This window comes from Sulfitobacter sp. 1A13353 (genome assembly GCF_043557255.1).
GTDB classification, from domain to species: domain Bacteria; phylum Pseudomonadota; class Alphaproteobacteria; order Rhodobacterales; family Rhodobacteraceae; genus Sulfitobacter; species Sulfitobacter faviae.
Genome location: NZ_JBIFFS010000002.1, coordinates 370,658 through 396,516, shown reverse-complemented (window position 1 = coordinate 396,516; position 25,859 = coordinate 370,658). Strand labels below are relative to the sequence as shown.

The 25,859-nt window shown below is 64.2% G+C and carries 24 protein-coding genes and 1 tRNA gene; 17 read left to right on the top strand and 8 right to left on the bottom strand.

The features are described from left to right. Positions 1-3 precede the first annotated feature (3 nt). The 4 genes from thrC (at position 4) to ACGYLO_RS05645 (ending at position 4,805) form a co-directional block, all read left to right on the top strand. On the top strand, positions 4-1,392 hold the full coding sequence (gene thrC, locus ACGYLO_RS05660; protein ID WP_271688016.1) for a threonine synthase: 1,389 nt from the start codon (positions 4-6) through the stop codon (positions 1,390-1,392). Beyond that, positions 1,389-2,651: a pitrilysin family protein gene (locus tag ACGYLO_RS05655; protein WP_271688014.1), complete on the top strand. Its 1,263-nt coding sequence runs from the start codon at positions 1,389-1,391 to the stop codon at positions 2,649-2,651. Before thrC ends, ACGYLO_RS05655 begins: the two co-directional genes overlap by 4 nt. Then, a complete protein-coding gene (locus ACGYLO_RS05650; protein ID WP_271689988.1) occupies positions 2,648-3,232 on the top strand; it encodes a GNAT family N-acetyltransferase in 585 nt (194 codons plus the stop codon). The genes ACGYLO_RS05655 and ACGYLO_RS05650 overlap by 4 nt, the downstream gene beginning before the upstream one ends. 154 nt (positions 3,233-3,386) lie before the next feature. After that, positions 3,387-4,805, top strand: coding sequence for an FAD-binding oxidoreductase (locus tag ACGYLO_RS05645; protein WP_271688013.1), 1,419 nt, complete (start codon positions 3,387-3,389; stop codon positions 4,803-4,805). Here ACGYLO_RS05645 and ACGYLO_RS05640 read toward each other — a convergent pair. Both ACGYLO_RS05640 and ACGYLO_RS05635 read right to left on the bottom strand, forming a co-directional pair. Next, on the bottom strand, positions 4,802-5,332 hold the full coding sequence (locus ACGYLO_RS05640; protein WP_067267801.1) for an adenine phosphoribosyltransferase: 531 nt from the start codon (positions 5,330-5,332) through the stop codon (positions 4,802-4,804). The genes ACGYLO_RS05645 and ACGYLO_RS05640 overlap by 4 nt on opposite strands. A gap of 167 nt (positions 5,333-5,499) precedes the next feature. Next, entirely contained in the window at positions 5,500-6,372 is an 873-nt protein-coding gene (locus ACGYLO_RS05635) for an S-methyl-5'-thioadenosine phosphorylase (RefSeq protein WP_271688012.1), read from the bottom strand. A 269-nt stretch (positions 6,373-6,641) separates the two neighbouring features. Here ACGYLO_RS05635 and ACGYLO_RS05630 point away from each other — a divergent pair, with 269 nt between their 5' ends. Further along, positions 6,642-8,273 carry a SulP family inorganic anion transporter gene (locus tag ACGYLO_RS05630; RefSeq protein ID WP_271688011.1) on the top strand — a complete coding sequence of 544 codons (1,632 nt, stop codon included), beginning with the start codon at positions 6,642-6,644 and terminating at the stop codon, positions 8,271-8,273. A 292-nt stretch (positions 8,274-8,565) separates the two neighbouring features. On the opposite strand, the gene ACGYLO_RS05625 is transcribed toward ACGYLO_RS05630, so the two are convergent. Then, positions 8,566-9,171 carry a flavin reductase family protein gene (locus ACGYLO_RS05625; protein WP_271688009.1) on the bottom strand — a complete coding sequence of 202 codons (606 nt, stop codon included), beginning with the start codon at positions 9,169-9,171 and terminating at the stop codon, positions 8,566-8,568. Positions 9,172-9,276: 105 nt separating this feature from the next. Here ACGYLO_RS05625 and ACGYLO_RS05620 point away from each other — a divergent pair, with 105 nt between their 5' ends. Then, complete coding sequence (locus ACGYLO_RS05620) at positions 9,277-9,756, top strand: GNAT family N-acetyltransferase (protein WP_271689987.1); 480 nt, start codon at positions 9,277-9,279, stop codon at positions 9,754-9,756. 51 nt (positions 9,757-9,807) lie between these two features. Continuing rightward, complete coding sequence (locus ACGYLO_RS05615) at positions 9,808-10,575, top strand: EcsC family protein (protein WP_209219102.1); 768 nt, start codon at positions 9,808-9,810, stop codon at positions 10,573-10,575. On the opposite strand, the gene modC is transcribed toward ACGYLO_RS05615, so the two are convergent. Genes modC through modA form a run of 3 tightly spaced genes read right to left on the bottom strand, consistent with a single transcriptional unit; the run spans position 10,576 to position 13,080 of the window. Continuing rightward, positions 10,576-11,661, bottom strand: coding sequence for a molybdenum ABC transporter ATP-binding protein (gene modC / locus ACGYLO_RS05610; RefSeq protein WP_394376367.1), 1,086 nt, complete (start codon positions 11,659-11,661; stop codon positions 10,576-10,578). It abuts the gene before it with no gap. After that, entirely contained in the window at positions 11,661-12,353 is a 693-nt protein-coding gene (gene modB / locus ACGYLO_RS05605) for a molybdate ABC transporter permease subunit (RefSeq protein ID WP_271688008.1), read from the bottom strand. The genes modC and modB overlap by 1 nt, the downstream gene beginning before the upstream one ends. Further along, positions 12,343-13,080, bottom strand: a complete 738-nt coding sequence (gene modA / locus ACGYLO_RS05600; RefSeq protein WP_271688006.1) for a molybdate ABC transporter substrate-binding protein — start codon at positions 13,078-13,080, stop codon at positions 12,343-12,345. Before modA ends, modB begins: the two co-directional genes overlap by 11 nt. 110 nt (positions 13,081-13,190) lie before the next feature. On the opposite strand from modA, the gene ACGYLO_RS05595 reads away from it, so the two are divergent. The 5 genes from ACGYLO_RS05595 to ptsP all read left to right on the top strand — a co-directional run bounded on the left by ACGYLO_RS05595 (position 13,191) and on the right by ptsP (position 18,622). Then, a complete protein-coding gene (locus tag ACGYLO_RS05595) occupies positions 13,191-13,658 on the top strand; it encodes an NUDIX hydrolase (protein ID WP_271688005.1) in 468 nt (155 codons plus the stop codon). A gap of 94 nt (positions 13,659-13,752) precedes the next feature. Next, the gene (locus ACGYLO_RS05590; RefSeq protein WP_271688003.1) at positions 13,753-14,220 is read left to right on the top strand and encodes a DUF1178 family protein; all 468 of its coding nucleotides are present in this window, start codon (positions 13,753-13,755) and stop codon (positions 14,218-14,220) included. Positions 14,221-14,246: 26 nt separating this feature from the next. Continuing rightward, a complete protein-coding gene (locus tag ACGYLO_RS05585; protein WP_271688001.1) occupies positions 14,247-14,891 on the top strand; it encodes an SDR family oxidoreductase in 645 nt (214 codons plus the stop codon). Between the two features lie 87 nt (positions 14,892-14,978). Beyond that, positions 14,979-16,217 carry an aspartate kinase gene (locus tag ACGYLO_RS05580; protein ID WP_209219097.1) on the top strand — a complete coding sequence of 413 codons (1,239 nt, stop codon included), beginning with the start codon at positions 14,979-14,981 and terminating at the stop codon, positions 16,215-16,217. Positions 16,218-16,378: 161 nt separating this feature from the next. Beyond that, a complete protein-coding gene (ptsP, locus tag ACGYLO_RS05575) occupies positions 16,379-18,622 on the top strand; it encodes a phosphoenolpyruvate--protein phosphotransferase (RefSeq protein WP_067263814.1) in 2,244 nt (747 codons plus the stop codon). 9 nt (positions 18,623-18,631) lie between these two features. Here ptsP and ACGYLO_RS05570 read toward each other — a convergent pair whose 3' ends face one another. After that, the gene (locus ACGYLO_RS05570; RefSeq protein ID WP_271687999.1) at positions 18,632-19,654 is read right to left on the bottom strand and encodes an NAD-dependent epimerase/dehydratase family protein; all 1,023 of its coding nucleotides are present in this window, start codon (positions 19,652-19,654) and stop codon (positions 18,632-18,634) included. A gap of 197 nt (positions 19,655-19,851) precedes the next feature. Here ACGYLO_RS05570 and ACGYLO_RS05565 point away from each other — a divergent pair, with 197 nt between their 5' ends. Next, on the top strand, positions 19,852-21,480 hold the full coding sequence (locus ACGYLO_RS05565) for an alkaline phosphatase family protein (RefSeq protein ID WP_271687998.1): 1,629 nt from the start codon (positions 19,852-19,854) through the stop codon (positions 21,478-21,480). A gap of 112 nt (positions 21,481-21,592) precedes the next feature. Here the strand turns inward: ACGYLO_RS05565 and ACGYLO_RS05560 are convergent. Continuing rightward, a tRNA-Cys gene (locus ACGYLO_RS05560) sits at positions 21,593-21,666 on the bottom strand. Positions 21,667-21,809: 143 nt separating this feature from the next. Here ACGYLO_RS05560 and ACGYLO_RS05555 point away from each other — a divergent pair. The 4 genes from ACGYLO_RS05555 to ACGYLO_RS05540 all read left to right on the top strand — a co-directional run bounded on the left by ACGYLO_RS05555 (position 21,810) and on the right by ACGYLO_RS05540 (position 25,859). Beyond that, the gene (locus ACGYLO_RS05555) at positions 21,810-22,463 is read left to right on the top strand and encodes a protein-L-isoaspartate O-methyltransferase (protein ID WP_271687992.1); all 654 of its coding nucleotides are present in this window, start codon (positions 21,810-21,812) and stop codon (positions 22,461-22,463) included. Between the two features lie 120 nt (positions 22,464-22,583). Then, the gene (locus ACGYLO_RS05550; protein WP_271687991.1) at positions 22,584-24,020 is read left to right on the top strand and encodes a TolC family outer membrane protein; all 1,437 of its coding nucleotides are present in this window, start codon (positions 22,584-22,586) and stop codon (positions 24,018-24,020) included. Positions 24,021-24,114: 94 nt separating this feature from the next. Next, positions 24,115-25,275: a hypothetical protein gene (locus tag ACGYLO_RS05545; RefSeq protein WP_271687990.1), complete on the top strand. Its 1,161-nt coding sequence runs from the start codon at positions 24,115-24,117 to the stop codon at positions 25,273-25,275. A gap of 125 nt (positions 25,276-25,400) precedes the next feature. Further along, positions 25,401-25,859, top strand: a complete 459-nt coding sequence (locus tag ACGYLO_RS05540; RefSeq protein ID WP_271687989.1) for a (2Fe-2S)-binding protein — start codon at positions 25,401-25,403, stop codon at positions 25,857-25,859.

Genomic DNA, 25,859 nt, shown 5'->3' with positions numbered 1-25,859 from the left:
CCTATGCGCTATATCTCTACCCGTGGCTCCGCGCCCGTTCTGTCCTTCGAAGAGGCGATGCTGACCGGCCTTGCCCGTGACGGCGGCCTCTACGTCCCCGAAACGATCCCGACGCTGAGCGCGGAACAAATCAGCGCCATGCAGGGCCAGAGCTACGAAGAGGTCGCATTTACGGTTATGCGCCCCTTCATCGGCGACACTTTCACGGACGAAGAATTCCGCGCCATCATCGCCCGCGCCTATGAGGGCTTTGGCCACACCGCCCGCGCGCCCATGGTGCAACTCGCCCCGAACCACTTCCTGCTTGAGCTGTTCCACGGGCCGACACTGGCGTTCAAAGACTTCGCCATGCAGCTTATCGGCCAGATGTTCCAAGCCGCCTTGGGCCGCAAGGGCGAGCGGGTGACCATCGTGGGCGCCACCTCGGGTGACACCGGCTCCGCCGCGATCGAAGCCTTCAAGGGGCTCGACAATGTCGACGTCTTCATCCTCTACCCCCATGGCCGCGTGTCTGACGTGCAGCGCCGCCAGATGACCACGCCTGCGGAATCCAACGTGCACGCGCTGGCCATCGACGGAGATTTCGACGATTGCCAAGCCCGCCTTAAAGACATGTTCAACGATTTCGACTTCCGCGATTCGGTGCGTCTGGCAGGCGTGAACTCGATCAACTGGGGCCGGGTGCTGGCGCAGGTGGTCTATTACTTCACCGCCGCTACGAGCCTTGGCGCGCCCCTGCGTGAGGTCAGCTTCACCGTGCCTACCGGCAACTTCGGCGACATTTTCGCGGGCTATATCGCCAAGCGGATGGGCCTGCCCATCGCCGATCTCGTCGTCGCCACCAACCAGAACGACATCCTGCACCGCTGTTTGTCGGGTCAGGGCTACCACAAAGGCGGCGTGACCCCGTCGATCAGCCCCTCGATGGACATTCAGGTCTCCTCGAACTTCGAACGCGCCCTCTTTGATGCCTATGATCGCGACGCCGGTGCAGTGGCGCAGTTGATGGACGAATTGGGGAAGGGCGGTTTCGACGTCTCTCAAGGGGCGATGCAGGCGCTGCAAGACATCTACCGCTCGGGCCGCGTCTCCGAAGAGGAAACCACCGCCACCATCGCTGACCGTCGCCGCACCACGGGTGAGCTGCTCTGCCCGCATTCCGCCGTGGGCGTGAAAGTCGCAGACGATCTGCGCGATGCCGCGACGCCGATGGTCACGCTGGCCACCGCCCATCCGGCAAAATTCCCCGACGCGGTCGAAGCCGCAACCGGCATCCGCCCCGCCTTGCCGCCCCGCATGGCGGACCTTTTCGATCGGGAGGAACGTTTCACCCGGCTGCCCAACGACCTCGACGCGCTCAAAGCGCATATCAAAGGAAACCTCTCCGCGTGAGCCTTCAACAGACCACATTGCCCAACGGCTTTCGCATCGTCACCGAACATATGGAGGGGCTCGCCTCCTCCGCCATCGGCGTCTGGGTCAACGCAGGCGCGCGCCACGAGACCCCGCAGCAAAATGGCATCGCGCATTTCCTCGAACATATGGCGTTCAAAGGCACCGCGACCCGTTCTTCGCTGCAAATCGCCGAGGCGATTGAGGATGTGGGCGGCTATATCAACGCCTATACCTCGCGCGAAGTGACGGCCTATTATGCCCGCGTGTTGGAAAATGACGTGGCGCTCGGCCTCGACGTGATCGCCGACATCCTGCGCAACCCGGTGCTGGACCCTTCGGAAGTCGAAGTCGAACGCGGCGTGATCCTGCAAGAGATCGGCCAAGCGCTCGACACGCCCGACGATGTGATTTTCGACTGGCTGCAAGAGCAGGCCTACCCGGATCAGCCCATCGGTCGCACGATCCTTGGGCCGAGCGAGCGGGTCTCGGCCTTCTCGCGCGACGACTTGCAACGTTTCATCGCCGATCACTACGGGCCAGAGCAGATGATCCTTTCGGCTGCCGGTGCGGTGGACCATGACAGAATCGTCAAACTCGCCGAAAGCCTCTTTGGCGACATGCCCGCCAAGACGCTCTACCAGATCGACAGCGCCCGTTTCGGGGGCGGCGAATATCGACAGGTCAAACAGCTAGAACAGGCCCATTTCGCCCTCGGCTTTGAAAGCCCCGGGTACCGCTCCGACGACATCTACATCGCCCAGATCTACGCCTCGGCCCTGGGCGGCGGCATGTCCTCCCGCCTGTTCCAAGAGATTCGTGAGAATCGCGGCCTTTGCTATACGATCTTCGCCCAAGCTGGCGCCTATGCCGACACGGGCATGACCACAATCTACGCCGGCACCAGCGCCGAGCAACTGCCCGAACTGGCCAATATCACCATCGACGAGATGAAGCGCGCGGCCTCTGACATGTCGCCTGCCGAAGTCGCCCGCGCCCGTGCGCAGATGAAGGCCGGGCTGCTCATGGGGCTGGAAAGCCCCTCCAACCGTGCCGAACGTCTGGCCCGGCTGATCCAGATCTGGGACCGCGTGCCGCCGCTGGAAGAAACCGTCGCCCAGATCGACGCGGTGACCACCGGCGACGTGCGCGACTTCGCCGAACGCATGGCCACGCAAGCCCCGGCGGCTCTCGCGCTCTACGGTCCGGTCGACGCCGCCCCGACGCTGGACGACCTTCACAACCGACGCGCCGCCTGATGCTGGGGCGACGCAAACTGCGGATTGAAACGGAACGGCTGACCCTGCGCCCGCCGATCCACGCCGATTTCCGCGCCTGGGCGGCCCTGCGCCGCGCCAGCAACGACTACCTGCGCCCGTGGGAGCCGACATGGGCCGAGGATCACCTCACCCGCAAGGCTTTCACCAACCGCGTCTACTGGGCGCAGCGCTCGGTCTCCTCGGGCAATGCCATGCCGCTCTTCCTGATCCGGCGCAGCGATCAAAACCTTGTCGGTGCGATCACCCTCGACAACATCCGCCGGGGGCCGGCCCAATCCGGCACCTTGGGCTATTGGACGGGCGAACCCTTTGCCCGCCAAGGCTACATGCGCGAGGCGATCGAAGCGACGGTGCATCAGGCCTTCACCCGCCTCGACCTGTCGCGCATCGAGGCCGCCTGCCTGCCGGAAAATCAAGCCTCCCGCGGCCTGCTTGAAAAGGCGGGCTTCAAATACGAGGGTGTCGCGCAGAGCTATCTGCAAATCGATGGCCGCTGGCGGACCCATGTGCTCTACGCCTCCCTGCGCAAAGACCGGCGCGGCCGCACGGGCGTAGGCTAAGCCGCAGCCCGAAACCTTTCGCTGACAACAAAAACATCCGCTGATAACACAAGCATCGCCGGGGCATGATCGCCCCGCCTCATGCCCCGCATTCTCCCAGCCGTTCCGGTGCTTTGCCCTTGCATCCGCGCGCCCCGCGCAGGATCAAAGGCCCATGACATTGAACCCCGCCGACACCGCCGCCTTCATCGACACCCTGCGCGCGCAACTGCCAGTCGATGTGCTGCGTGATCCCGAGCAGCGCTACCTTGAAGAACCCCGCGGCCGCTACGCGGGGCAGGGGGGCGTCTTGGCCCTGCCGCGCAGCACCGAAGAGGTCGCCATCCTGATCCGCGCCGCCCATGCCGCCCGCGTGCCGGTCGTGCCCTATGGCGGCGGCACCGGGCTTGTTGGCGGCCAGATCAGCAGCGATGGCCCGGCACCTCTCATCCTCTCCCTCGAGCGCATGAACCGCATCCGGGCCGTCCTGCCCGAAGAAAATGTGCTGGTCGCCGAAGCAGGCACGATCCTCGCCGATGTCCAAACCGCCGCCGAAGAGGCAAACCGCGTCTTCCCCCTGTCCCTCGCCGCCGAGGGCACCGCGCGCATCGGCGGCACGCTTTCAACCAACGCAGGCGGCACCGGCGTGCTGCGCTACGGCAACGCCCGCGACCTCTGCCTCGGCCTCGAAGCCGTCCTGCCTGACGGCCAAATCTGGCACGGGCTGACCCGCCTGCGCAAAAACAACACCGGCTACGATCTGCGCAACCTGCTGATCGGCGCGGAAGGCACCCTCGGCGTGATCACCGCCGCGGCCCTCAAGCTCTACGCGCGCCCCGCCCGCAGCGGCACCGCACTCATGGTGGTCGAGAGCCCCGCCGCCGCATTGGCGCTCCTCTCTCTCGCGCGCGACCACTTGGGCGAAATGATCAGCGCTTTCGAATTGATGCACCGAAGAGGTTTCGATTTCCTTAACGAAACCCTGCCCAACATCCGCCAACCCTTCGCCAAAACCCCGCAATGGTGCGTCCTGATCGACATCGGCACCCCCGGAGAGATTGATACCGACGCCGCCCTAGAGGCCCTCTTCGCCGCTGCCCTCGACGCGGGCCTCGTCTCCGACGGCCTCATCGCCCAGAACGCCCAACAGGCCCAAGACTTCTGGACCATCCGCGAAACCATCCCCGAGGCCAACCGCCTGATCGGCTCGGTCTCCAGCCATGACATCTCGGTGCCCCTCGGCGCGATCCCCGAATTCATCACCCGCGCGACCGATGCGCTCTCGGCCCTCGGCGACTTTCGCATCAACTGTTTCGGCCATGTCGGGGACGGCAACCTGCACTACAACGTCTTCCCCGCAAAGGGCAAAAGCCGCGCCGATTACGAAGATAAGCGCGACGTCGTGAAACGCCTGGTGCACGACCTCGTCCACGACCTTGGCGGCTCATTCAGCGCGGAACATGGCGTGGGCCGCATCAAGGTCGACGACCTCGAACGCTACGGCGACCCCGCCAAACTCACCGCCATGCGCGCCATCAAAACGGCGCTCGACCCTCAAGGCATCATGAACCCCGGCGCCGTCCTAAGGGCTTAAAGCCCGTCGAAAGCGCAGAGCGCATGCACCTCTTTGCCAAGCGCTTCCAACCGCTTGCGCCCGCCCAACTCGGGCAGATCAATGATAAAGGCGCAGGAAACGATCTCGCCGCCCAAACGCTCAATCAGTTTGATCCCGGCCTCCGCCGTGCCGCCGGTGGCCAAAAGATCATCCACAACCAGAACCTTCTCGCCCGGTTTGATCGCATCATCATGCAGCTCGACAATGGCCTCGCCATATTCAAGCTGATAGTCCTGACTGATCACCGTGCCGGGCAGCTTGCCCTTTTTGCGGATCGGCACGAAACCCACGCTCAGCTGATGCGCAATCGCCCCGCCAAGAATGAAGCCGCGCGCCTCCAGCCCCACGACCTTATCAATCGCAATTCCCGCATAGGGGTGCAGCATCTGGTCGATCGCCATGCGAAACCCGCGCGGATCGGCAAAAAGCGTTGTCACGTCACGAAACATGATCCCCTCATGGGGGAAATCTACGATCGTGCGAATATAGTCCTGAACCTGTTTCATGCCGCCCTTCCGCGTGTTTGACCGGACCCGTCTTAGCGCAACGCGCCGCCCGGGCGAACCCCCGATCTGCGCGCACCGCACAACATCTAAAAAGGGGCGCCACCCCCCTCCCTTCATCCTTTCTTAAATACCTTCCGCACGCAGCCAAGCAAAGCCGCCGCCTGCGGTCAAAGCATCCGCCCCGCCACCGCATCCAACTTGGCCAGCAATTCCGGATCCCGCGCATCCGGCTGGGTCAGGATCGCAAATTCCAGCGCCCGGTCACAGCCGTGCGGGCAGGGCGCGCGCTCGGCCCCCAGAAGCGCGGGCAGGCGCGAGACCATGGCGCGGCCCTTGTCGGCGTTGCCCATCAGCGTGGCGATGATCTGCGTCACATCCACCTCGCCGTGGTCCGGGTGCCAGCTGTCGTAATCGGTGATCATCGCGACACTGGCATAGCAAAGCTCCGCCTCGCGGGCGAGTTTCGCCTCGGGCATATTGGTCATGCCGATCACATCCGCCCCCCAGCTGTCGCGGTACATCTTGGATTCCGCGAGCGTCGAGAATTGCGGCCCCTCCATCGCCAGATAGGTGCCGCCGCGGTGGACGTTGATGCCCGCGTCTCGTGCTGCGGTCTCGCAGGCGTCCCCCAGTCGCGGACAGGTGGGATGGGCGACCGAGACATGGGCCACGCAGCCGGGGCCGAAGAAGCTCTTTTCGCGCGCCATGGTGCGGTCGATGAATTGGTCGACGATCACGAAGTCGCCCGGGGCCATCTCCTCGCGGAACGACCCGCAGGCTGAGACGCTGATCACATCCGTGCAGCCCAGCCGTTTAAGCGCATCGATATTCGCGCGGTAAGGGACGGAGGTCGGCGTATGCACATGCCCGCGGCCATGGCGCGGCAGAAAGACCATGGCGACCCCATCCAGCGTGCCGGTCAGCACTTGGTCCGAGGGCGCGCCCCATGGCGTCTCCACGGTGACCCAATCGGCATCCTGAAGCCCGTCGATGTCGTAAATGCCGGAGCCGCCGATCACGGCGATTTTCGTATCTGTCATGAGGGGTAAGCCTGTGCCTTGGTTGGTTGCGGGTAAGGGTCAAAGAACCTCATAGAATGCCACGGGGTTCAAGTGTTTTTGCCGAGAGGCAAGACACGACTGCGTCAGGGGAGGGGGGGGCGAAAGTGTTTCTGCATTGCAGCAACTTCCGTGACCAAGTAGCCAAGACACTTTTCTTTGGGGCGAAATTCCTCTAGGTGCAGCCAAAAGCGCCCCGCATCCGCGGTCAGGGCGCTATACCCGTTTTCCGAAAGTCAAAGGACGCCCCTATGCGCGCCACGCTGCACAATTTCGCCAAGAACCTCGATGTGACCGATCTGCGTTGGATGCCGGATGACGGTTTCTCCATCGGTCGGCTGCGGATCGAACTGCTGTCGGGGCTGACCGTGGCGCTGGCGCTGGTGCCCGAGGCGGTGGCCTTCGCCTTCGTCGCCGGGGTGCACCCGCTGGTCGGGCTCTATGCCGCCTTTCTCGTCGGTCTCATCACCGCGCTGATCGGTGGGCGGCCCGGGATGATCTCGGGCGCGACCGGCGCGCTTGCCGTGGTCATGGTGGCGCTGGTGGCGCAGCACGGGGTCGAATACCTCTTTGCCACCGTCGTGTTGATGGGGCTGTTGCAAATTTTCGCGGGCGTCATGCAATGGGGCAAGTTCATCCGGCTGGTGCCGCATCCGGTGATGCTGGGCTTTGTCAACGGTCTGGCGATCGTGATTTTCCTCGCCCAGATGAGCCAGTTCAAAGTGCCCGGCACCATGGTCGACACCGGTCATGGCGTGGGCGGTGGTGAATGGCTTTCGGGCCAGCCGCTCTACCTCATGCTGGCGCTGGTGGCGGCGACCATGGCGATCATCTGGATCACCCCGCGCATCACCAAGGTCATCCCCGCGCCGCTTGCGGGCATCGGCGTGATTGCCGCCGTGGTGATCGGTTTCGGCCTCGACGTGCCGCGGGTGGGTGACTTGGCGTCGATCCAAGGTGGCCTGCCGAGCTTGCATATCCCCATGGTGCCACTGACTTGGGAGACCTTTGAGATCATCCTGCCTTATGCCGTCATCCTCGCGGCCATCGGTCTGATCGAAAGTCTGCTGACCCTGAACCTCGTCGGGGATCTCACCGGCAAGCGCGGCGGCGCGAGCCAAGAATGTATCGCCCAAGGTGTGGCCAATACGGTCACCGGTTTCTTTGGCGGCATGGGCGGCTGTGCGATGATCGGCCAGTCGATGATCAACGTGAAATCCGGCGGTCGCACCCGTGTCGCGGGGATCGCCGCGGCGGTGTTCTTGCTGCTCTTCATTCTCGTCGGCTCCTCGGTGATCGAGCTTATCCCGCTGGCCGCTCTTGTCGGTGTGATGTTCATGGTGGTGATCGGCACCTTCGCGTGGAACTCGCTCACCATCCTGCGCAAAGTGCCGCTGATGGATGCTTTCGTCATCATTCTGGTGACCGTGGTGACCGTGATGGCAGACCTCGCCGTGGCGGTTGTCGTCGGCGTGATCGTCTCGGCGCTGGCCTATGCGTGGAACAACGCCCGCCGCATCCACGCGACCACGCGGGAATCGGTGACCGAGAAAGGCGCCAAGGTCTATGAGATTCACGGGCCGCTGTTCTTCGGCTCTTCCGACGGCTTTGCCGAGCTTTTCGACGTGGAGAACGACCCCGAGGTGGTGATCGTCGATTTCGCCGACAGCCGGGTGGTGGACCAATCCGCGCTTCAGGCGATTGAAGCGATGGCCGCGAAATACGAGGCCGCGGGCAAACGTCTGCAACTGCGCCACCTCAGCCGGGATTGTCACCGGCTGCTGAACAAGGCGGGGCATTTGATGGTCGATAGCGATGACGACCCTGATTACGAATTGGCGGTTGATTACGATGTGCGCACCGGGGTTCTGGGCGGGCACTGAATGGAAAACCCGGCGCCGAAAGGTGCCGGGTTTTTTGTTTCTGGTCGAGTTTGCCACCGGCCCGGAATCAAGCCGCAGGCGCCGGGCCATCGCCTGCCCGCCCGTCACGCCAAAGGCGTGCCGTATTATTCTGAGCGCACCTCCGGTGCGACCGGGTAGGCGATTTGGTGAGGCTGGGCGCAACCTTGCGAGCACACATCACAGCTGAAACATAAAGTGGCAGTTGGCGTCGTCAGATCGCCGACCCGCGGGCAGGCGATGCCCCTCGCATCTCGACTGCGGTCCTCAACCCTCAATCATCAGGCCGCTTCAACTCGAACACATCCCGCACCACTGTGTAATCGCGGTACCCCAAACGCGACAGCGGCTGGAACCTGGTCACGTCGAACCGCCCGTCAACCACGCAATCGTCGCGCATGTGCACGCCCACGACCTCACCGAAAACCGCGAAATTCGCCTCGCCCGGCAATTGCACGATTTGGGTCAGCTTGCACTCAAGACTGGCGGGCGCATTCGCCACCCGCGCGCAGGCGATCTGTTCGCACTCGGCCTTGTCGATCCCGGCGCGGGCGAATTCATCCTCGCCATGGGGCAGCATGGTGGAACTCACGTTCATCACGTCGCGCGCCGCATATTCCACCACGTTCACGCAGAACACCCCGGTCTCCCGGATGTTGGCCACGGAATCCTTGGTGCCGTCCACGTCTTCCTTGGCGCTGGTCGAGGCGAACATCACCTGCGGCGGCATATAGGCGACGGCATTGAAAAAGGAATAGGGCGCGAGGTTGTCGCGGCCCGCGCCATCACGGGTAGAGATCCAGCCGATTGGGCGGGGGCTGATGATGGCGTTGAACGGGTTATGCGGCAGACCATGGCCGTCTTCGGGACGATAGAACATGTACACTCCTTGATGGTTTGCACCCATGGCTAGCCTCATGCTACGTCCAGCGCCACCCGCAATTGCTCCCGAAAGCCTCCGGCCTTGCATCAGACGCCTTACAAGATGACCCCGGAGGTGCCCACCGACCATTGGGAGGTCGAAGCGCTCTATGACACCTGTTTCGCGCCGGGGCGCGAGGCGCTGTCGTCTTACCGTCTGCGCGATGGCGTGCCGCCGGTGGCGGGGCTGAACCATGTGGCCCGTGACAGCGGCGGAATTCTGGCCGGGGCGATCCGCTATTGGCCGGTGCGCATCGGCGCGGCGAAGGCGCTTTTGCTGGGGCCGGTGGCGGTACACCCGACAAGGCAGGGCGAAGGGCTGGGCGCGGGGCTGATCGAGACCTCGCTTGCGCAGGCGGCCCCGCTGGGCTGGGAACGGGTGATGCTGGTGGGCGACGCGCCCTATTACAATCGCTTCGGCTTTGCACTGTTGCAGGGTGTCGAGATGCCGCCGCCCACGAACCCCGCGCGCATCTTGGGCCGCGCCCTGGCTGAGGGGGCTTGGGCCGGGGTGACGGGCAAGGTTCGCCGCTGGCACGATTGATTTTACCCCGCTCGCGACCCACATTGAGCCTAAGCTCAAAGAGGGACGCCCATGCAGATCGAAAGCAACCTGCCCAGCACCATTGATGTCGATGCCCGGCTGGATGAGATCGCCCGCCGTTACAAACAGGCGGGTGGCGTGGGCATCCATGTGCTCAACCTCATCGGCGGCAGCGCGGATGGGTTGATCGACCGTTTGCCAGGGGCGGTGCGCCGCAACCTCGAAGGGGCGACGATGAAGGCACTTGGCCATGCCATGCAGGCCGCCCATTCCAGCCGCAGCTATGTGAAAGACCAACAGGGTTGGCTGAACCAAGCGGTCTCGACCGCGATGGGCGCCGCAGGCGGGGCCGGGGGGCTGCCGACCGCCTTGGCCGAACTGCCGGTGACCACCACGCTGCTGTTGCGGGTCATCCAAGGGGTGGCGGCGGAACATGGGTTCGATCCATCGGCGGAGAATGTGCAATTCGACTGCGTGCATGTCTTTACCGCCGCCGGGCCGCTGGCGGATGACGATAGCGCCGATCTGGGGTTTCTTACCGTGCGCATGGCGCTCACGGGCCGCGCGATGAATGCGGTGATCGCCCGGGTGGCGCCGCGTCTGGCGCTGGTGCTGGGACAAAAGCTTGCCGCGCAGGCGGTGCCGGTGCTGGGCGCAGTGGCTGGGGCTGCGACGAACTATGCCTATACCAGCTATTACCAAGACATGGCCCATGTGCATTTCGGCCTGCGCAAACTGGCGATAGAGGCGGATATCCCGCAAGAGGAACTGGTCGCCCGCCTACGCAAGAAAATGGGCAGCACGCCGCCCAAACTGTGATCAGCGCCCGATGCTGCCCGGGGCCACGGTGGTGGCCTTGAGGATGGCATAGCAGCCCATGCCCGCGCGCAGATCAAGGTCGCGGACCGCCCGCGCCGTCACCCGCGCCAAAAGCCGGTCTCCGCCTGCGTCGAGCGCAATGGCCGCACCGGGGCCGTCGCCGGGATGCACGGCCTCGACCCGCACGGGCAGGATGTTGACCGAAGACAGCCCCTCGGGCCGCGCGCGCGACAGGATCACATCCTGCGCCAAGACCCGCAGCCGCACCCGCGCGCCCACCGGCGCTTGCACGCCGGGAAGCTCCAACTGCCCCGCCCGCACGGCGAGGGTCGAGAGCCCATCCTCGGCATGGGCGATAACATCGGCCTCCAACACCGCGCCCGCTTCGCGCACGCCGAGCAGCGGCACGGCGGCGGGATCGGCCATCACGTCGAACAGCGCGCCCTGGGCCTTCAGCCGCCCGTTTTGCAGCAGCACCAAGCGATCGGCGAGGCGGGCGATCTCGTCCACCGCATGGCTGACGTAGAGGATTGGCAGGTCCAACCCCCCGTCGCGCAGCCGTTCGAGATAGGGCAGGATCTCTTGCTTGCGCGGACCGTCGAGGCTGGCCAGCGGCTCATCCATCAGCAACATGCGCGGATGGCACAGCAGGGCGCGACCAAGGGCGACGCGCTGTTTCTCCCCGCCTGAAAGCGTTGCCGGGGCACGGCTGAGCAGTGGTTCAAGTCCCAGAAGCGCCACCACATCTGCAAAACCCGCACCTTGGCTGCCGCGCGGGGCATAGCGCGCGCCGAAGGTTAGGTTCCTCCGCACGTCCAGATGCGGGAAAAGCCGCGCGTCTTGAAAGACATAGCCCAGCCTGCGGCGATGCGGCGGCACCCAGATGCCACGCTGCGTATCCAAAAGCACCTCACCGTCCAGCACCACGCGCCCGACATCGGGGCGCAGCAATCCGGCAAGCGCATTGATCACCGTCGTCTTGCCCGCGCCGGAGCGGCCAAAGAGCGCGGTGATCCCGCCTTGGGTGGTGAAAGAAAGGTCCAGATCGAAGCCGTCGAACCCATGGCGCAGCGTGACCTCAAGCATCAGCGCGCCCCCGAAATGCGTTTCGCGACCCGCCGGGCCAAGGCTTCGGAGAGCAGCACGGCAGCCAGCGCCACCAGCCCGGCCAGCCCGGCCATGGCCAGCGCACGATTCTCACCGCCCGGCACCTGCAGGGCCGTCCAGATCGCGCTCGGCAGGGTTTGGGTCTGGCCGGGGATATTGGCGACAAAGGTGATCGTGGCGCCGAATTCGCCCATCGCCTTGGCAAAGCCCATCACTGCCCCGGCGAGGATGCCGGGAAAGATCAGCGGCAGGGTGACGCGGCAAAATACGCTGAGGCGCGGCGCGCCGAGGGTGGCGGCGGCGTCTTCGATCCGGGGGTCGACCGCCTCGATCGCCAGCCGCATGGCGCGGACCATCAGCGGGAACCCCATGATCAGCGCGGCCAGCACCGCGCCCGTCCAATGAAAGGCAAGACCGATGCCGAGGCTCTCTAACAGGCGGCCCAAAGGGGCGTTGCGGCCAAAGCCGAGCAGCAGCAGATAGCCCGTCACCACTGGCGGCAGCACCAGTGGCAGATGGACCAGCGCGCTCACCACGCCTTTGCCGCGAAACTCCTTCCGGGCGAGGATCCACGCCACCCAAAGCGCCAGCGGGAGGGAGCAGAGCATCGCCACGCTGGCCACCCGCAGCGACAGCAACAGCGCGGCCCAAGCGGCGGCGTCAAGAACCATGATCGGCCCGAAGGAACCCGTGGTCCACAAAGATCGCCTGCGCCGTCTCGGTGCTCAGGAAATCGACCAGCGTCTTGCCCTCGGGCGTCAATGCGGCGGCGGGATAGGTGATCGGGGCATGGGCCTCGGCGGGCACTTCATAGACGGTTTGCACCTCCGGCTCGGCCTGCGCGTCACTGGCGTAGACCAAGCCAAGCGGCGCATCGCCCCGCGCGACCAGCGCCAGTGCGGCACGGACATTGTCGGTCTCGGCCAAACGGCTTTGCAGCCGCTGCCAAAGCCCGGAATGGGTCAACCAGGCGCGGGCATAGCTGCCTGCGGGAACGGCATCGCGTTGCCCCATGGCGAGCCGCCCTTCGGGGCCGAGCCGGGCTGGCAGGTCGGCGGGATCGGCAAGCGGTACGCTGCCAGCGGGGGCAATCAGCACGAGGCGGTTGCGGGCGATGATCTGCGCATTCCCGGCCCCCTCAACGCCTTCGTCCGCGAGCCATGTCATCCAGTCGCTATTGGCAAGCAAGACCACATCGGCGGGCGCCCCGGAGGCGACCTGCCGCGCCATCGTGCCTGAGCCGCCATAAGACAGCACCACCGGCGCGGGGAAATCCGCCGTGACCTCCTCCAAGGCGCCGCGCAGGCTGGCGGCGGCAAAGACCGTCACGGGTGCCTCAGCCCGAAGGGGCAGGGCAAGGCTGCAAAGCACTGTCAGAAGAGCGGAAAATCTTATCATTTTGGTAGTATCTTTGATGCGATGAAAGGGGGCAAGGGGATATGGCCAGACGGGGATCGCCGCGCTAGGGTCAAAGGGAAACAACCTGCCAAGGGGCGCAGCTGCAACGGATGGTGAAACAGGCTCCGATATCCTTGAACGGCGGACAGAAGGATGAGCTGCGCATTCAATTCGCGGCGCTTTGCTGGCGTCGTAAACGGGGCAAGTTGCAGATCCTGCTGATCACCTCGCGCGGGAGCAAACGTTGGATCATTCCCAAGGGTTGGCCGATGGAGGGCAAGACCCCCGCCGCCTCGGCCTTGGTCGAGGCTTGGGAGGAAGGCGGCGTCGTGGGGCAGGCGCGGGGGCAATGTCTGGGCGTCTATAGCTATGCCAAAACCGGCGCGGATGGGACCTTGCCCTGTCTGGCGATGCTCTACCCGGTAAAGGTCAAGGCGCTGGCCAAACACTTCCCCGAGGAGGGACAGCGCAAGCGGATGTGGTGTTCGCGCCGCAAGGCCGCCCGGCTGGTGGAGGCCCCCGATCTGGCGCGGCTGATCCGAGATTTCGATCCGCGCAGCGGTGGTTTGGCAGGCTGACAGCGCGGCGTTTCGATGCGCGCCGCGCCCGCGCTTGTCTTGACCTCTTTCGCGCCGCAGCCCATTTAAAGCAGAGAGTTTGAGGACCGGGCGAATGATCCGTTATGCACTGAAATGCGAGGCCGGGCATGGTTTCGAAAGTTGGTTTCAATCTGCGGCAGCCTTTGACAGCCTCGCCCGTGCGGGCCATCTGAGCTGTGCGGTCTGCGGGTCGACGGAGGTGAGCAAATCGCTGATGGCCCCGCGGGTCACCTCGGGCGGCAGCGCTCCGGCTGCGCCGGAAGCGGCAGAAAAACCGCAACCCGCCGAGACACCCGCCCCGGCCCTGTCCAATCCGGCAAGTGATGTGGAAAAGGCACTGACGGCCCTGCGCAAAAAGGTCGAATCCACCTCCGATTACGTCGGCAAGAATTTCGTGCGCGAGGCGCGGGACATGCACGCAGGGCGCACCCCTGAGCGCCCGATCTATGGCGAGGCGCGGCTGGATCAGGCGCGGGAATTGGTGGCCGAGGGCGTGCCCCTGATGCCGCTCCCGTTCAAACCCAAACGCCAACTTTCCTAAAGGCCCGTTTTCATAAAGGATCGCCCATGACCATCGTTATCACAGGCGCCAGCCGCGGCATCGGCGCGGCGCTGGCCCGCCAGTATGAAGACGCGGGCGAAGAGGTGATCGGCACCGCACGCGGCGCAGGCGCGCAGGCCGTGCTGGACGTGACCGACCCGGCAAGCCACGCGTCCTTCGCCGCAAGCCTGCAAGACCGCCCGCTGGACCTGCTGATCTGCAATGCGGGTGTGTATCTCGACAAGGGCGATGACTTGGATACCGGCTTTGGCCCCGACCTCTGGGCGCAGAGCTTTGCGACCAATGTGACCGGGGTTTTCCTCACGGTGCAATCCCTGCTGCCCAACCTGCGTGCGGCGCAGGGGGCGAAAATCGCGATCATCGCCTCGCAGATGGGCTCCCAGACGCGCGCGCCGGGGGGCAGCTATATCTACCGCGCCTCCAAAGCGGCTGCGATCAATCTGGGGCGCAATCTGGCGGTTGACCTGAAGCCCGAGGGGATCGCGGTGGGCATGTACCACCCCGGCTGGGTGCGCACCGATATGGGCGGCGATCAGGGCGAAATCAGCGTTGAGGATTCGGCGCAGGGCCTCGCCGGGCGGATCGCCGCGCTGGACATCGCCCAGACGGGTTGTTTCGAAACATGGGATGGCCGGGCGCATCCGTTCTAGGCGGCGCTACATAACGTCATGTTAAATAGGCTTGCCCTTGCCGTGCCGTGGGCTTAGACCGCGCTGGACTGTTGCGCGGGGGACAATATGCCTGTTCTGGTTATGAAATTCGGTGGGACTTCGGTTGCCACTTTGGACCGTATCCGCCGCGCGGCAAAGCGCGTCGGCGTTGAGGTGGCCAAGGGCTATGACGTGATCGTCATCGTATCCGCCATGTCGGGTGAGACGAACAAGCTGGTGGGCTTCGTCAATGAGACCTCGCCGCTCTATGATGCGCGCGAATATGACGCCATCGTGTCGAGCGGGGAGAATGTCACCGCCGGGCTGATGGCGCTCACTTTGCAGGAAATGGACGTGCCCGCGCGCTCGTGGCAGGGCTGGCAGGTGCCGGTGCGCACCACCGACGCCCATTCCGCCGCGCGGATCGAAGAGATCCCCACCGACAACATCACCGCCAAATTCGGCGAAGGCATGAAGGTGGCCGTGGTCGCAGGCTTTCAGGGCATCAGCCCGCAGGGCCGGATCACCACGCTGGGCCGGGGCGGATCGGACACGACCGCCGTCGCCTTTGCCGCCGCCTTTGGCGCGGAGCGTTGCGATATCTATACCGACGTCGATGGTGTCTACACCACCGACCCGCGGGTCGAATCCAAGGCCCGCAAACTTGACAAGATCTCCTTTGAAGAGATGCTAGAACTGGCTTCTCTCGGGGCGAAGGTTTTGCAGACCCGTTCGGTCGAACTGGCGATGCGCTACAAGGTTAAACTGCGGGTGCTGAGCAGTTTCGAAGAACAATCTGACGACGCCGGGACGCTCGTCTGCGATGAGGAGGAAATCATGGAAAGCAATGTGGTGGCCGGGGTCGCGTTTTCCCGTGATGAGGCAAAGATGACCTTGGTGTCCGTGGCGGACCGCCCCGGCATCGCCGCGACGATCTTTACCGCGCTCAGCGAGGGCGGCGTGAACGTCGATATGATCGTTCAGAACATTTCCGAAGAGGGGCGCACCGATATGACGTGGTCCTGCCCCGTCGATCAGGTGATCCGCGCTGAAAAGGCCATGGAAAAGGCCCATGAAGAGGGGATCATCAACTATCAGGAATTGATCGCCGACAAGGCCGTGGCCAAAGTCTCTGTCGTGGGGATCGGCATGCGCAGCCACACTGGCGTGGCCGCCAAGATGTTCAAGGTGCTCTCGGACGAGGGGATCAACATCAAGGTGATCACTACCTCCGAGATCAAGATCAGCGTGTTGATCGACCGCAAGTATATGGAATTGGCCGTGCAAGCCCTGCACGACGCTTTCGAGCTCGATAAAGCGGCCTAAACACCTGCGATGACACGGGTTTTACGCAAGGTGACCCCTTGCGTAAATCTGCAGCATCCCGCCGATATACTGGCTGAGGATGTAGGGTATGGCGCGAATAGCATTTCTATCCTTGCGCGAGTGCGCTAAACCCTGCTCCAGAGGGACAGGGACCGGATCATATGGCCGAACGGGTTGAGACAGAAAGCCGCAAGCTGCTGGGGCGGCTGCGTGATGCGATGGCCAGCGATGTGGCGGGCCAAGCGCGGCTGGACAAGATCACCCAGTTGATCGCCAATTCCATGGGCTGCGAAGTTTGCTCGATCTATCTGTTCCGCGACGAAGACACGCTTGAGCTTTGCGCCACCGAAGGGCTGAACGAAGCGGCGGTGCATGAAACGCGCATGAAACTGGGCGAAGGTCTGGTCGGTCGGGTCGCCAAGAGGCGCACGGTCATCAACACGCCCGATGCGCCCCAAGCCGCCGGTTTCCGCTTCATGCCCGAGACGGGGGAGGAGATTTATTCCTCCTTCCTTGGGGTGCCGGTGCAACGTCTGGGTGAGACGCTGGGCGTGTTGGTGGTGCAGTCCAAAGTCGCGCGGGAGTTCTCCGCTGATGAGGTCTATGCGCTTGAGGTCGTCGCGATGGTGCTGGCCGAAATGGCCGAGCTTGGCGCCTTTGTCGGCGAGGGGGCTGCGATGTCGGCCCGGCATAGCCAGCCGGTGCTGCTGCGCGGCACCGTAGGGCAGGAGGGCGTGGCCGAGGGGCACGTCTGGCTGCATGAGCCGCGGGTGGTGGTCTCCAACCCCATTGCCGATGACCCTGAACGCGAGACGGAGCGGCTGACCGAAGCGGTTGAGCAATTGCGGCTCAGCGTTGACCAATTGTTAAGCCTTACCGCCGACAAAGAGCAGCAGAAGGTGCTCGAAGCCTACCGCATGTTCGCCAATTCCAAAGGCTGGATGCGGCGCATGGTGGAGGATATTCAAAGCGGGCTGAGTGCTGAGGCCGCGGTCGAGAAAGAGCAATCTATGGCCCGCGCCCGTCTGGGGCAGGTCAATGATGCCTACCTGCGCGAGCGGTTGTCGGATCTGGATGATCTGTCGAACCGCTTGCTGCGCAATTTGACGGGGCAGGGCAGCGATACCGGGGCCGAGATGCCGGTCGATCCGATCCTCGTGGCGCGCAACATCGGCCCGGCGGAACTGCTGGATTACGGGCGGTCGCTGCGCGGCATCGTGCTGGAGGGCGGCTCGGTCGGCTCGCACGCCGCTGTTGTCGCGCGAGCACTGGCGATTCCGCTGATCGTCCATGCCAGCCGCGTGACCAATGACGCGCTGAACGGTGATCACATCATGGTCGATGGTGAGCAGGGCGTGGTGCATCTGCGCCCGGACGATACCGTGGCCACGGCCTTTCGCGACAAGATCGCGATGCAGGCGGCGGCGCAGGAACGCTATGCCTCGATCCGCGACAAACCGGCTGAGACGAAATGCGGGCGGATCATCAGCCTACAGATGAACGCAGGTCTGATGGCCGATCTGCCCTCGCTCGAAGGGTCGGGGGCCGAAGGGGTCGGGCTCTTCCGCACCGAATTGCAGTTTCTGGTGCGCAACCAGATGCCCCGCCGGACCGAGCTTGCCGCGCTTTATGCCCGCGTGCTCGATGCCGCCCATGGCCGCCGCGTGGTCTTTCGTACGCTCGACATCGGGTCGGACAAGGTGCTGCCCTATATGAAGCCCCATGATGAGCCGAACCCGGCCCTCGGCTGGCGCGCGATCCGGGTGGGGCTGGATAAGCCCGGTGTCATGCGGATGCAGTTGCAGGCCCTGATCCGCGCCGCCGCGGGCCGCCCGCTGGCGGTGATGTTCCCCTTTATCGCCCAGTTCGAGGAGTTCCGCGCCGCACGGGCCGAGGTCGACAAGGCGATGGAGCGAGAGCGTATTCTGGGCCATGTCCTGCCTGAAAAGCTGGAGGTCGGCGCTATGCTAGAGACCCCCAGCCTCGCCTTTGCCCCAAAGAAATTCTTTGAGGAGGTCGAGTTCCTGTCGATCGGGGGCAATGATCTCAAGCAGTTCTTTTTCGCCGCCGACCGTGAGAACGAGCGTGTGCGGCGGCGCTATGACACGCTGAACGTCTCTTTCCTGACCTTCCTTGAGGGCATCGTAGAACGCTGCGCCGAAACAGATACTGCGCTGTCTTTTTGCGGGGAGGATGCGGGCCGCCCGGTCGAGGCGCTGTGTTTCGCGGCCATCGGGCTCAAGACCCTGTCGATGCGCCCGGCCTCCATCGGGCCGGTCAAAAGCCTGCTGCGGCGTTGCAATCTCGACGACGTGCGCGCGGTCATCCATGCCGCACGAGAGCAGGGCGAGATGTCGGTCAGGGGCGCGGTGATGGACTACGTCCGCCAGCAGCACCAGCATTGAGCGCTGCGGCTATCTGCCGTGATAGTCCCGAAACCAAGCGACGAAACGCGCGATGCCTTCGTGAATGCCGGTCTGTGGGCGGTAGCCGGTGAGCCTATGTAGCAGGGTCGCATCGGCCCATGTGGCGGGGGCGTCACCCATCTGCATCCCCATGTAATTACGGACCGCCCGCTTGCCGAGCGCGGCTTCGATCGCCTCGACGAAATCCAGCAGGCGCACCTTTTCGGAATTGCCGATATTCACCACACGGTAGGGGGCCGCGGGGGAGAGCGAATCCCAGTCCGGCGGCGGTGGCGCCGTGCCCGGTTGCGGCGGGACGCAATCCATCAGCAGCCGGATGGCGCGCACCAGATCGTCGACGCAGGTGAAATCGCGGTACATCTCGCCGTGGTTGTAGATGTCGATCGGGCGGCCATCGAGGATCGCGTCGACGAATTTACTCAAGGCAAGGTCGGGCCGACCCCAAGGCCCGTAGACGGTGAAAAACCGAAACATCGTCGTCGGCAGACCCCAGAGATGCGCATAGGCATGGGCCATCCCCTCATTCGCCTTTTTCGTGGCGGCGTAGATCGACAGGGGCCGGTCGGTGGCCCCGGCCTCGGCGAAAGGCATATCGGTATTGGCCCCGTAGATTGACGAGGAGGAGGCCATGAGCAGGTGTTTCACCTCCAACCGCCGCGCGGCTTCCATCACGTTGAAGGTGCCGGTGATATTCGCCTCCAGAAAGGCGCGGGGGTGGTGGATGCTGTGACGCACGCCCGCCTGTGCGGCAAGGTGCACGATCATGTCGGGGGCAAAGTCATCGACCAGCGCGTCGAAGGTCTCGCGGTCTTCCAGCAGCGCTTCTTTGGTGGTGAAATGCTCATGCTGCAGCAGCATCGCATGGCGGCGTTGTTTCAGGGCGACATCGTAGTAATCGGTCATCCCGTCATAGCCCTGCACCCGCGCGCCTTCGGCCAGCAACAGCCGGGCAAGGTGAAAGCCGATGAAACCGCCCGTGCCGGTGACAAGTATCCTTTGCGTGCTGTCCATTCTGGCATCCTCGCTTTGCGCGGCTTGAGTTGCCTTTCCCATCGTCCTGGTGAAGGTTGGGCCGTGAATGCTAAAAATTTGGTTAAATTTGGGCCGGAAACTGCAAAGCATTGTCAGGCGGGCCAAAATCAAGTCGCGGCACGACGAAACGCTTCGCGGGCAGGGCGCGCGAAGGAGCATCACAGGGAAGGCGGCTCATGCCCAAGAACGTTCTTTTCATCATGTGCGACCAGCTTCGCTGGGATTACCTCTCCTGCACCGGCCATCCGCATCTGCAAACGCCGCATATCGATGCGTTGGCCGCGCGCGGGGTGCTTTTTGACCGCGCCTATGTGCAATCGCCGATTTGCGGCCCCTCGCGCATGTCGTTCTACACGGGCCGCTATGTCAGCTCGCATGGGTCGACTTGGAATGGCATCCCGCTGAAAGTGGGGGAGATGACGCTGGGCGACCACCTGCGCCCTTTGGGTGTGCGCACGGCGCTTTGCGGCAAGACCCATATGGCCGCCGATATCGAAGGGCTGCGCCGCCTTGGCCTAGCGCCCGACAGCGAGATTGGCGTGCTGATTTCGGAATGCGGGTTCGAACCCTATGAGCGGGACGACGGGCTGCACCCCGACGGCGGGCCCTACGCCCGCAACCCCGCCTATGACGCGCATATGAAGGACCGCGGGTGGCAGGATGAGAACCCGTGGCATTCCGTCGCCAACAGTGCCGAGGACGCAGAGGGCAATATCCTGAGTGGTTGGTTCCTGGACCACGCCGACAAACCGGCCCGCGCCGCGGATGAGGAGAGCGAGACGCCCTATATCACAGGCCGCGCCATCGATTTCATCCGCGAGGCCGGGGATCAGCCGTGGTGTCTGCACCTGAGCTATATCAAACCGCACTGGCCCTATATCGTCCCTGCGCCCTACCATGATCTCTACGGGCCCGAGAGCCATCTGGACCCGGTGCGCAGCGCGGCGGAGAAGCGCGACCCGCATCCCGTCTATGGCGCATTCATGCAGGAGCGCGTTTCCCAAGCCTTTTCCGATGACGCGACCCGAGGCCGGGTTCTGACTGCCTATATGGGGCTGATCAAACAGCTTGACGACCAGATCGGTCGGCTGATGGCGTTCCTGACCGAAGAGGGGGTCGCGGATGATACGATGATCGTCTTCACCTCGGATCACGGCGATTACCTTGGCGACCACTGGATGGGCGAGAAGGAGCTTTTTCACGACCCCTCCGCGCGCATCCCGATGATCGTCGTTGATCCCCGCCCCGAGGCCGATGCGACCCGCGGCGCAAAATCCTCGGCACTGGTCGAGGCGATCGACGTGGTGCCCACCATTCTTGATTATTTCGGCGGCGCCGCCGTGCCGCATATCATCGAAGGCCGATCCCTCTTGCCGCTGTTACATGGCAAGGCCGAGCGGTTGCGCGATTTCGTGGTCTCGGAATACGACTACGCGCAGCGCGACGTGCGCAAACGCTTGGGGGTCGAGGTGAAGGACGCCAAGCTGACGATGCTTTTCGACGGGCGGTGGAAATACGTCTTTGCCGAAGGGTTCCGCCCGATGCTGTTCGACCTTGAGAGCGATCCCGATGAGTTGGACGATCTGGGGGCCGACCCCGCCCATGCGCCGGAGCGCGCCCGGCTAGAGCAACTGCTGTTCCGCTGGGCGCGCCGCACCGCTCAGCGCACCACCATCTCCGACGCCAAGATCGCAGCCAGCGATGCCACGATGGGTGAGGCGACGGCGGGTATTCTGATCGGCTACCGGAATGAAGATGAGTTGCGCGAGGTTTTGGCGGCGGCGGGGAAAGGCGGCGAGGTGTGAGACATGGCCGCGTCGTTGATGACGAGGGGGCCTGGGTGGCTTTTAAGAGAAGCGCGCGCGAATAGTGGTTTCACCGGGGCAGCGGTATCGCGTAGCCGCTTATGTCGGGGATTGGAGGCGAGTACCGGAATCGAACCGGTGTACACGGATTTGCAATCCGCTGCGTAACCACTCCGCCAACTCGCCGACCGGTGGTTGGCGCACTGCTAACGGATCACGAAGGGGGCCGCAAGTCCCATATGCGCGCGAAAATGCGGTCAGGGCGTTGCCGCTGGCCCGGCAATGTGGCACATCACTCTTCAGACACCCTGAACGAATGAGTTTAGCTGATGAGTGATTTCGCCGCCCGCCGCGTAACCATGGTAGATACGCAGGTTCGTCCTTCGGATGTGACCAAGTTTCCAATCATCGACGCGATGCTGACCGTGCAGCGCGAAGACTTCGTGCCGGCGGCACAGCGCGAGGCTGCCTATCTGGGTGAAAACCTCGATCTGGGGCAGGATCGGGTGCTCCTCGACCCGCGAACATTGGCCAAGATGCTCGATCACCTCGACATCACCAATGAGGAACTCGTGCTCGATATCGGCTGCGCCATGGGCTATTCCAGCGCCGTGATCGCGCATATGGCCGAGGCCGTCGTCGCCGTTGAGGAAGACGAGGCCATGGCTGCCGAGGCGCAAGAGGCGCTGGCGCAGGCAGGCGCGGACAATGTGATCGTCCATGTCGCCCCGCTGACCGAAGGCGCGCCGCAGCATGGGCCCTATGATGTGGTCATCGTCCAAGGTGCGGTGGGTGAGCTGCCCGCAGCGCTGGTGGAACAGGTGAAAGAGGGCGGGCGGATCGCTTGTCTCTTTATGGATCGGGGTCTGGGCGAGGTGCGCGTGGGCTATAAACGCGGCGGTCAGGTGTCTTGGCGGCCCGAATTCAACGCCGGTGCGCCGGTGCTGCGTGGCTTTGAACGTCAGGCAGAATTCCAGCTGTAAGCGACAGGATGGCGCGCCGATCATACCGCGCGCCACTTCGCCTTCAGAGGAGGGGCACCCGCCCCGATCGGCCTACGGGCCGGTTAAAGGTCTAAAAAAGCCATTCAGGGGCATTGAGCCATGAGCGCGAACAGTTTCACGAAATCCCTCAAACGTTTTGCCATCGCCGTGCCGGTGAGCCTTGTCCTCGCCAGCGGCGCTGCCCTGCCGCGTGTGGCTGCTGCTGAAACATTGGCCGATGCGCTGGTGGGGGCCTATGAGCATTCCGGCCTGCTGGAGCAGAACCGCGCGCTTTTGCGTGCCGCCGATGAGGATGTGGCCGCGGCGAAGTCGACACTGAAACCTGTGCTGCGGTGGGCCGCCGGGCTGACGCAGAGCTTTGGCACCACGCGCAGTTCCTCTCTTCTGCCAGCCCAGTCGACGGAAAGCCTCAAGGCGTCGATCAGCCTGATTGGCGAATTGCTACTCTATGATTTCGGGGCAAGCGCCTATCGGGTGGAGGCGGCAAAAGAGACCGTGCTGGCCACCCGTCAGGCCTTGGTCAACCTAGAACAACAAGTCCTGCTGCGCGCGGTTGCGGCCTATATGGGCGTGATCGAAGCCTCGGAAACGGTCGAGCTGCGCAACAATAACCTGCGGCTGCTGACGCAGGAATTGCGCGCCGCGCGGGATCGTTTCGACGTGGGCGAAGTCACCCGCACCGATGTGGCCTTGGCCGAAGCGCAGCTTGCCAATGCCCGCAGCGGGCTGGCGGGCGCCGAAGGCGTGCTGCTGCGCGCGGTCGAGGAGTATCGCAATGCCGTGGGCCATGCCCCGGGCAACCTTAGCCAACCGCCGAGCCTGCCGAATGTCGGCGGCAACCTCGCCTCGGCCAAGGCTTTGGCCGTGCGCGCTCACCCGTCGATCATCGCCGCACAGCATCAGGTGGCGGCGGCCGATCTCAGCGTCGAAGCCAATGAGGCCGCCATGGCCCCGCGGATCACGCTGAACGGGCAATATGGGCTGAACGAGACTTTCGACAGCGAAGCCTATACCCGCAGCGGCAGCGTTGGGGTCGAGGTCGGTCAGACCATCTATCAGGGCGGGGCGCTGTCCTCGGCCGTGCGCAGCGCGATGGCCCAGCGAGACGCGCAGCGCGCGAACCTGCATGTGGTGCGCCAAGACGTCGAGCAGGAAGTGGGCAACGCCTATGCCGCGCTGGCCTCGGCGCGGGCGCAGTTGGAAGCCTCCGACCGGCAGATCAGGGCCGCGCGTATCGCCTTCCGCGGCGTCCGCGAGGAAGCCACCCTCGGCGCGCGTACCACATTGGACGTGCTGGACGCCGAACAATCCTTGCTGGATGCGGAATCGACCCGCGTATCGGCCCGTGCCAATCTCTATGTGGCGGCCTATTCCGTGCTGGCGGCCACGGGCCGCCTGACCGCGCAGGATCTGAAGCTTCCGGTGCAGATCTATGACGCGGGGGCCTATTACAACCTTGTTAAGGACGCTCCTGCTAAATACTCGAAAGAGGGCCAAGCGCTGGATCGAGTGCTGCGCGCGCTGCAAAAAGACTGACGGTTTGCGCGGTCGTTTGGCATTTTGCACCGCCCCATTGTGAGAATCCTCCCACGCGGTTAAGCTATCCGCGAGGCAAGAGTGGTAGAGAAATATGTCCGAACCCGTCACAAACGCGGAGGTGGAAGACGTCCTGTCGTCGATTCGCCGATTGGTGTCCGAAGACAAGCGTCCCCTGCAAACGTCCAACCCTACGCCGGTTTCCAAGTCGGAGGCTGCCGATTCTGCAAATGACACCGGTGCCGCGTTCAAAAGCATGCGGGGCGCATTGGACGAGCCGACATCGGATAGCGTGACCTCTGAGGATTTCACCCCGCACCTGTCGCTGCGCACAGCTTCGGGCGGCACGGCGCGTCCCGCTTCTGACGAGGGCGTCGGTGAAACACCCAAAGCCGCGCCGCAGCCGCTGAGCTTGACCCAAGCCATGCAGACCGAAGCGGAAGACAGTGTCGATGAGGCAGAGCGTCCATTCGTCTCGGCCCGTCACCCGGCGACCCCGCCTGCCGAGAAGGCTCCCGCGGCGTCGAGTGACCGGTTGGTGCTGACCCCCGCGCTTAGGGTCGCCACGTCGGATGGCGAGGATCGCCCAAAGGCCGCTGCTGTTGATCCGGCGAAGGTCTCGCCCTTGGACTATGACATGCTGCATGACGATCCGAGCGATTTGCATGCCGAGGACTATCGCACCCCCGCGTCTGAGACCGCGGATGAGGCCCGGGCCCGCGCCGTTTCCGACGCGGTGGCTAAGGCGACCGGGGCCAGCCGTAGCGACAAGCTGGCGGCGCTTGAGACCGCCATTGGCAAGATCTCTGACGATTGGGATCCGGACGCGCCCGGCGATAATGACTATTCCGGCACCGAACCTCCGGCGATGGAGTGGAAAGACGATGCGGAGCTTGACGCGCCAGAGGCCCCGATTGCCGATACGGCGACGGTAGAGGCTGAGACGCCAGCCCCAAACCGCCCGCAGCCCACGACACCGCAGCTCGAAGAGCAGGTGCGCCGTTTCGCCGACAGCGGCCCGCGTGTGGCCGATCCTGCCGCCACCGCGCCGGAATTCGACTATGCCGCCCCCGCGCAGGAGGCGGGCAGCGCGGGTGAGGATCAGTTCCTCGACGAGGAAGCACTGCGCGACATGGTGACCGAGATCGTCCGCGCCGAGCTTCAGGGGGCCTTGGGCGAGCGGATCACCCGCAATGTGCGCAAATTGGTCCGTCGCGAAATTCACCGCGCGCTGACGGCGCAAGACCTCGAATAAGCGAAGCGGCGGCACCCGCCGCCATGCCCGCCCTGCCAAGGTGACGCTGCGCGAGCCGCTTCGCGCGGTCTTGCGCGATAGGCGCTGCCCGCTACATTGGGGGCACCAGCGCGGAAGGATCACCGATGGAATTGACGGTTAACGGCACGGTCCACGAGGTGGACGTGGAAGACGACATGCCGCTGCTCTGGGTTTTGCGCGACGAGTTGGGGATCACCGGGCCGAAATACGGCTGCGGCATCGCGCAATGCGGGGCCTGTACGGTGCATGTCGATGGGCTGGCCGTGCGGTCTTGCCAATTGCGGGCGGCGGATGTGAACGGCGATGTCACCACCATCGAAGGCTTGGGCACGCCCGAAGCGCTGCATGTGGTGCAGGCGGCATGGGTGGAGCATCAGGTGGCGCAATGCGGTTACTGCCAATCGGGGCAGATCATGCAGGCGGCCTCATTTCTGGAGTTGAACCCCGAGCCGACCGACGATCAGATCGAAGCCGCGATGAGCGGGAACCTCTGCCGCTGCGGCACCTATCCGCGTATTCGCGCCGCCGTTCACAGCGCCGCCGCGCGGCTGCGGGGGGCCTGA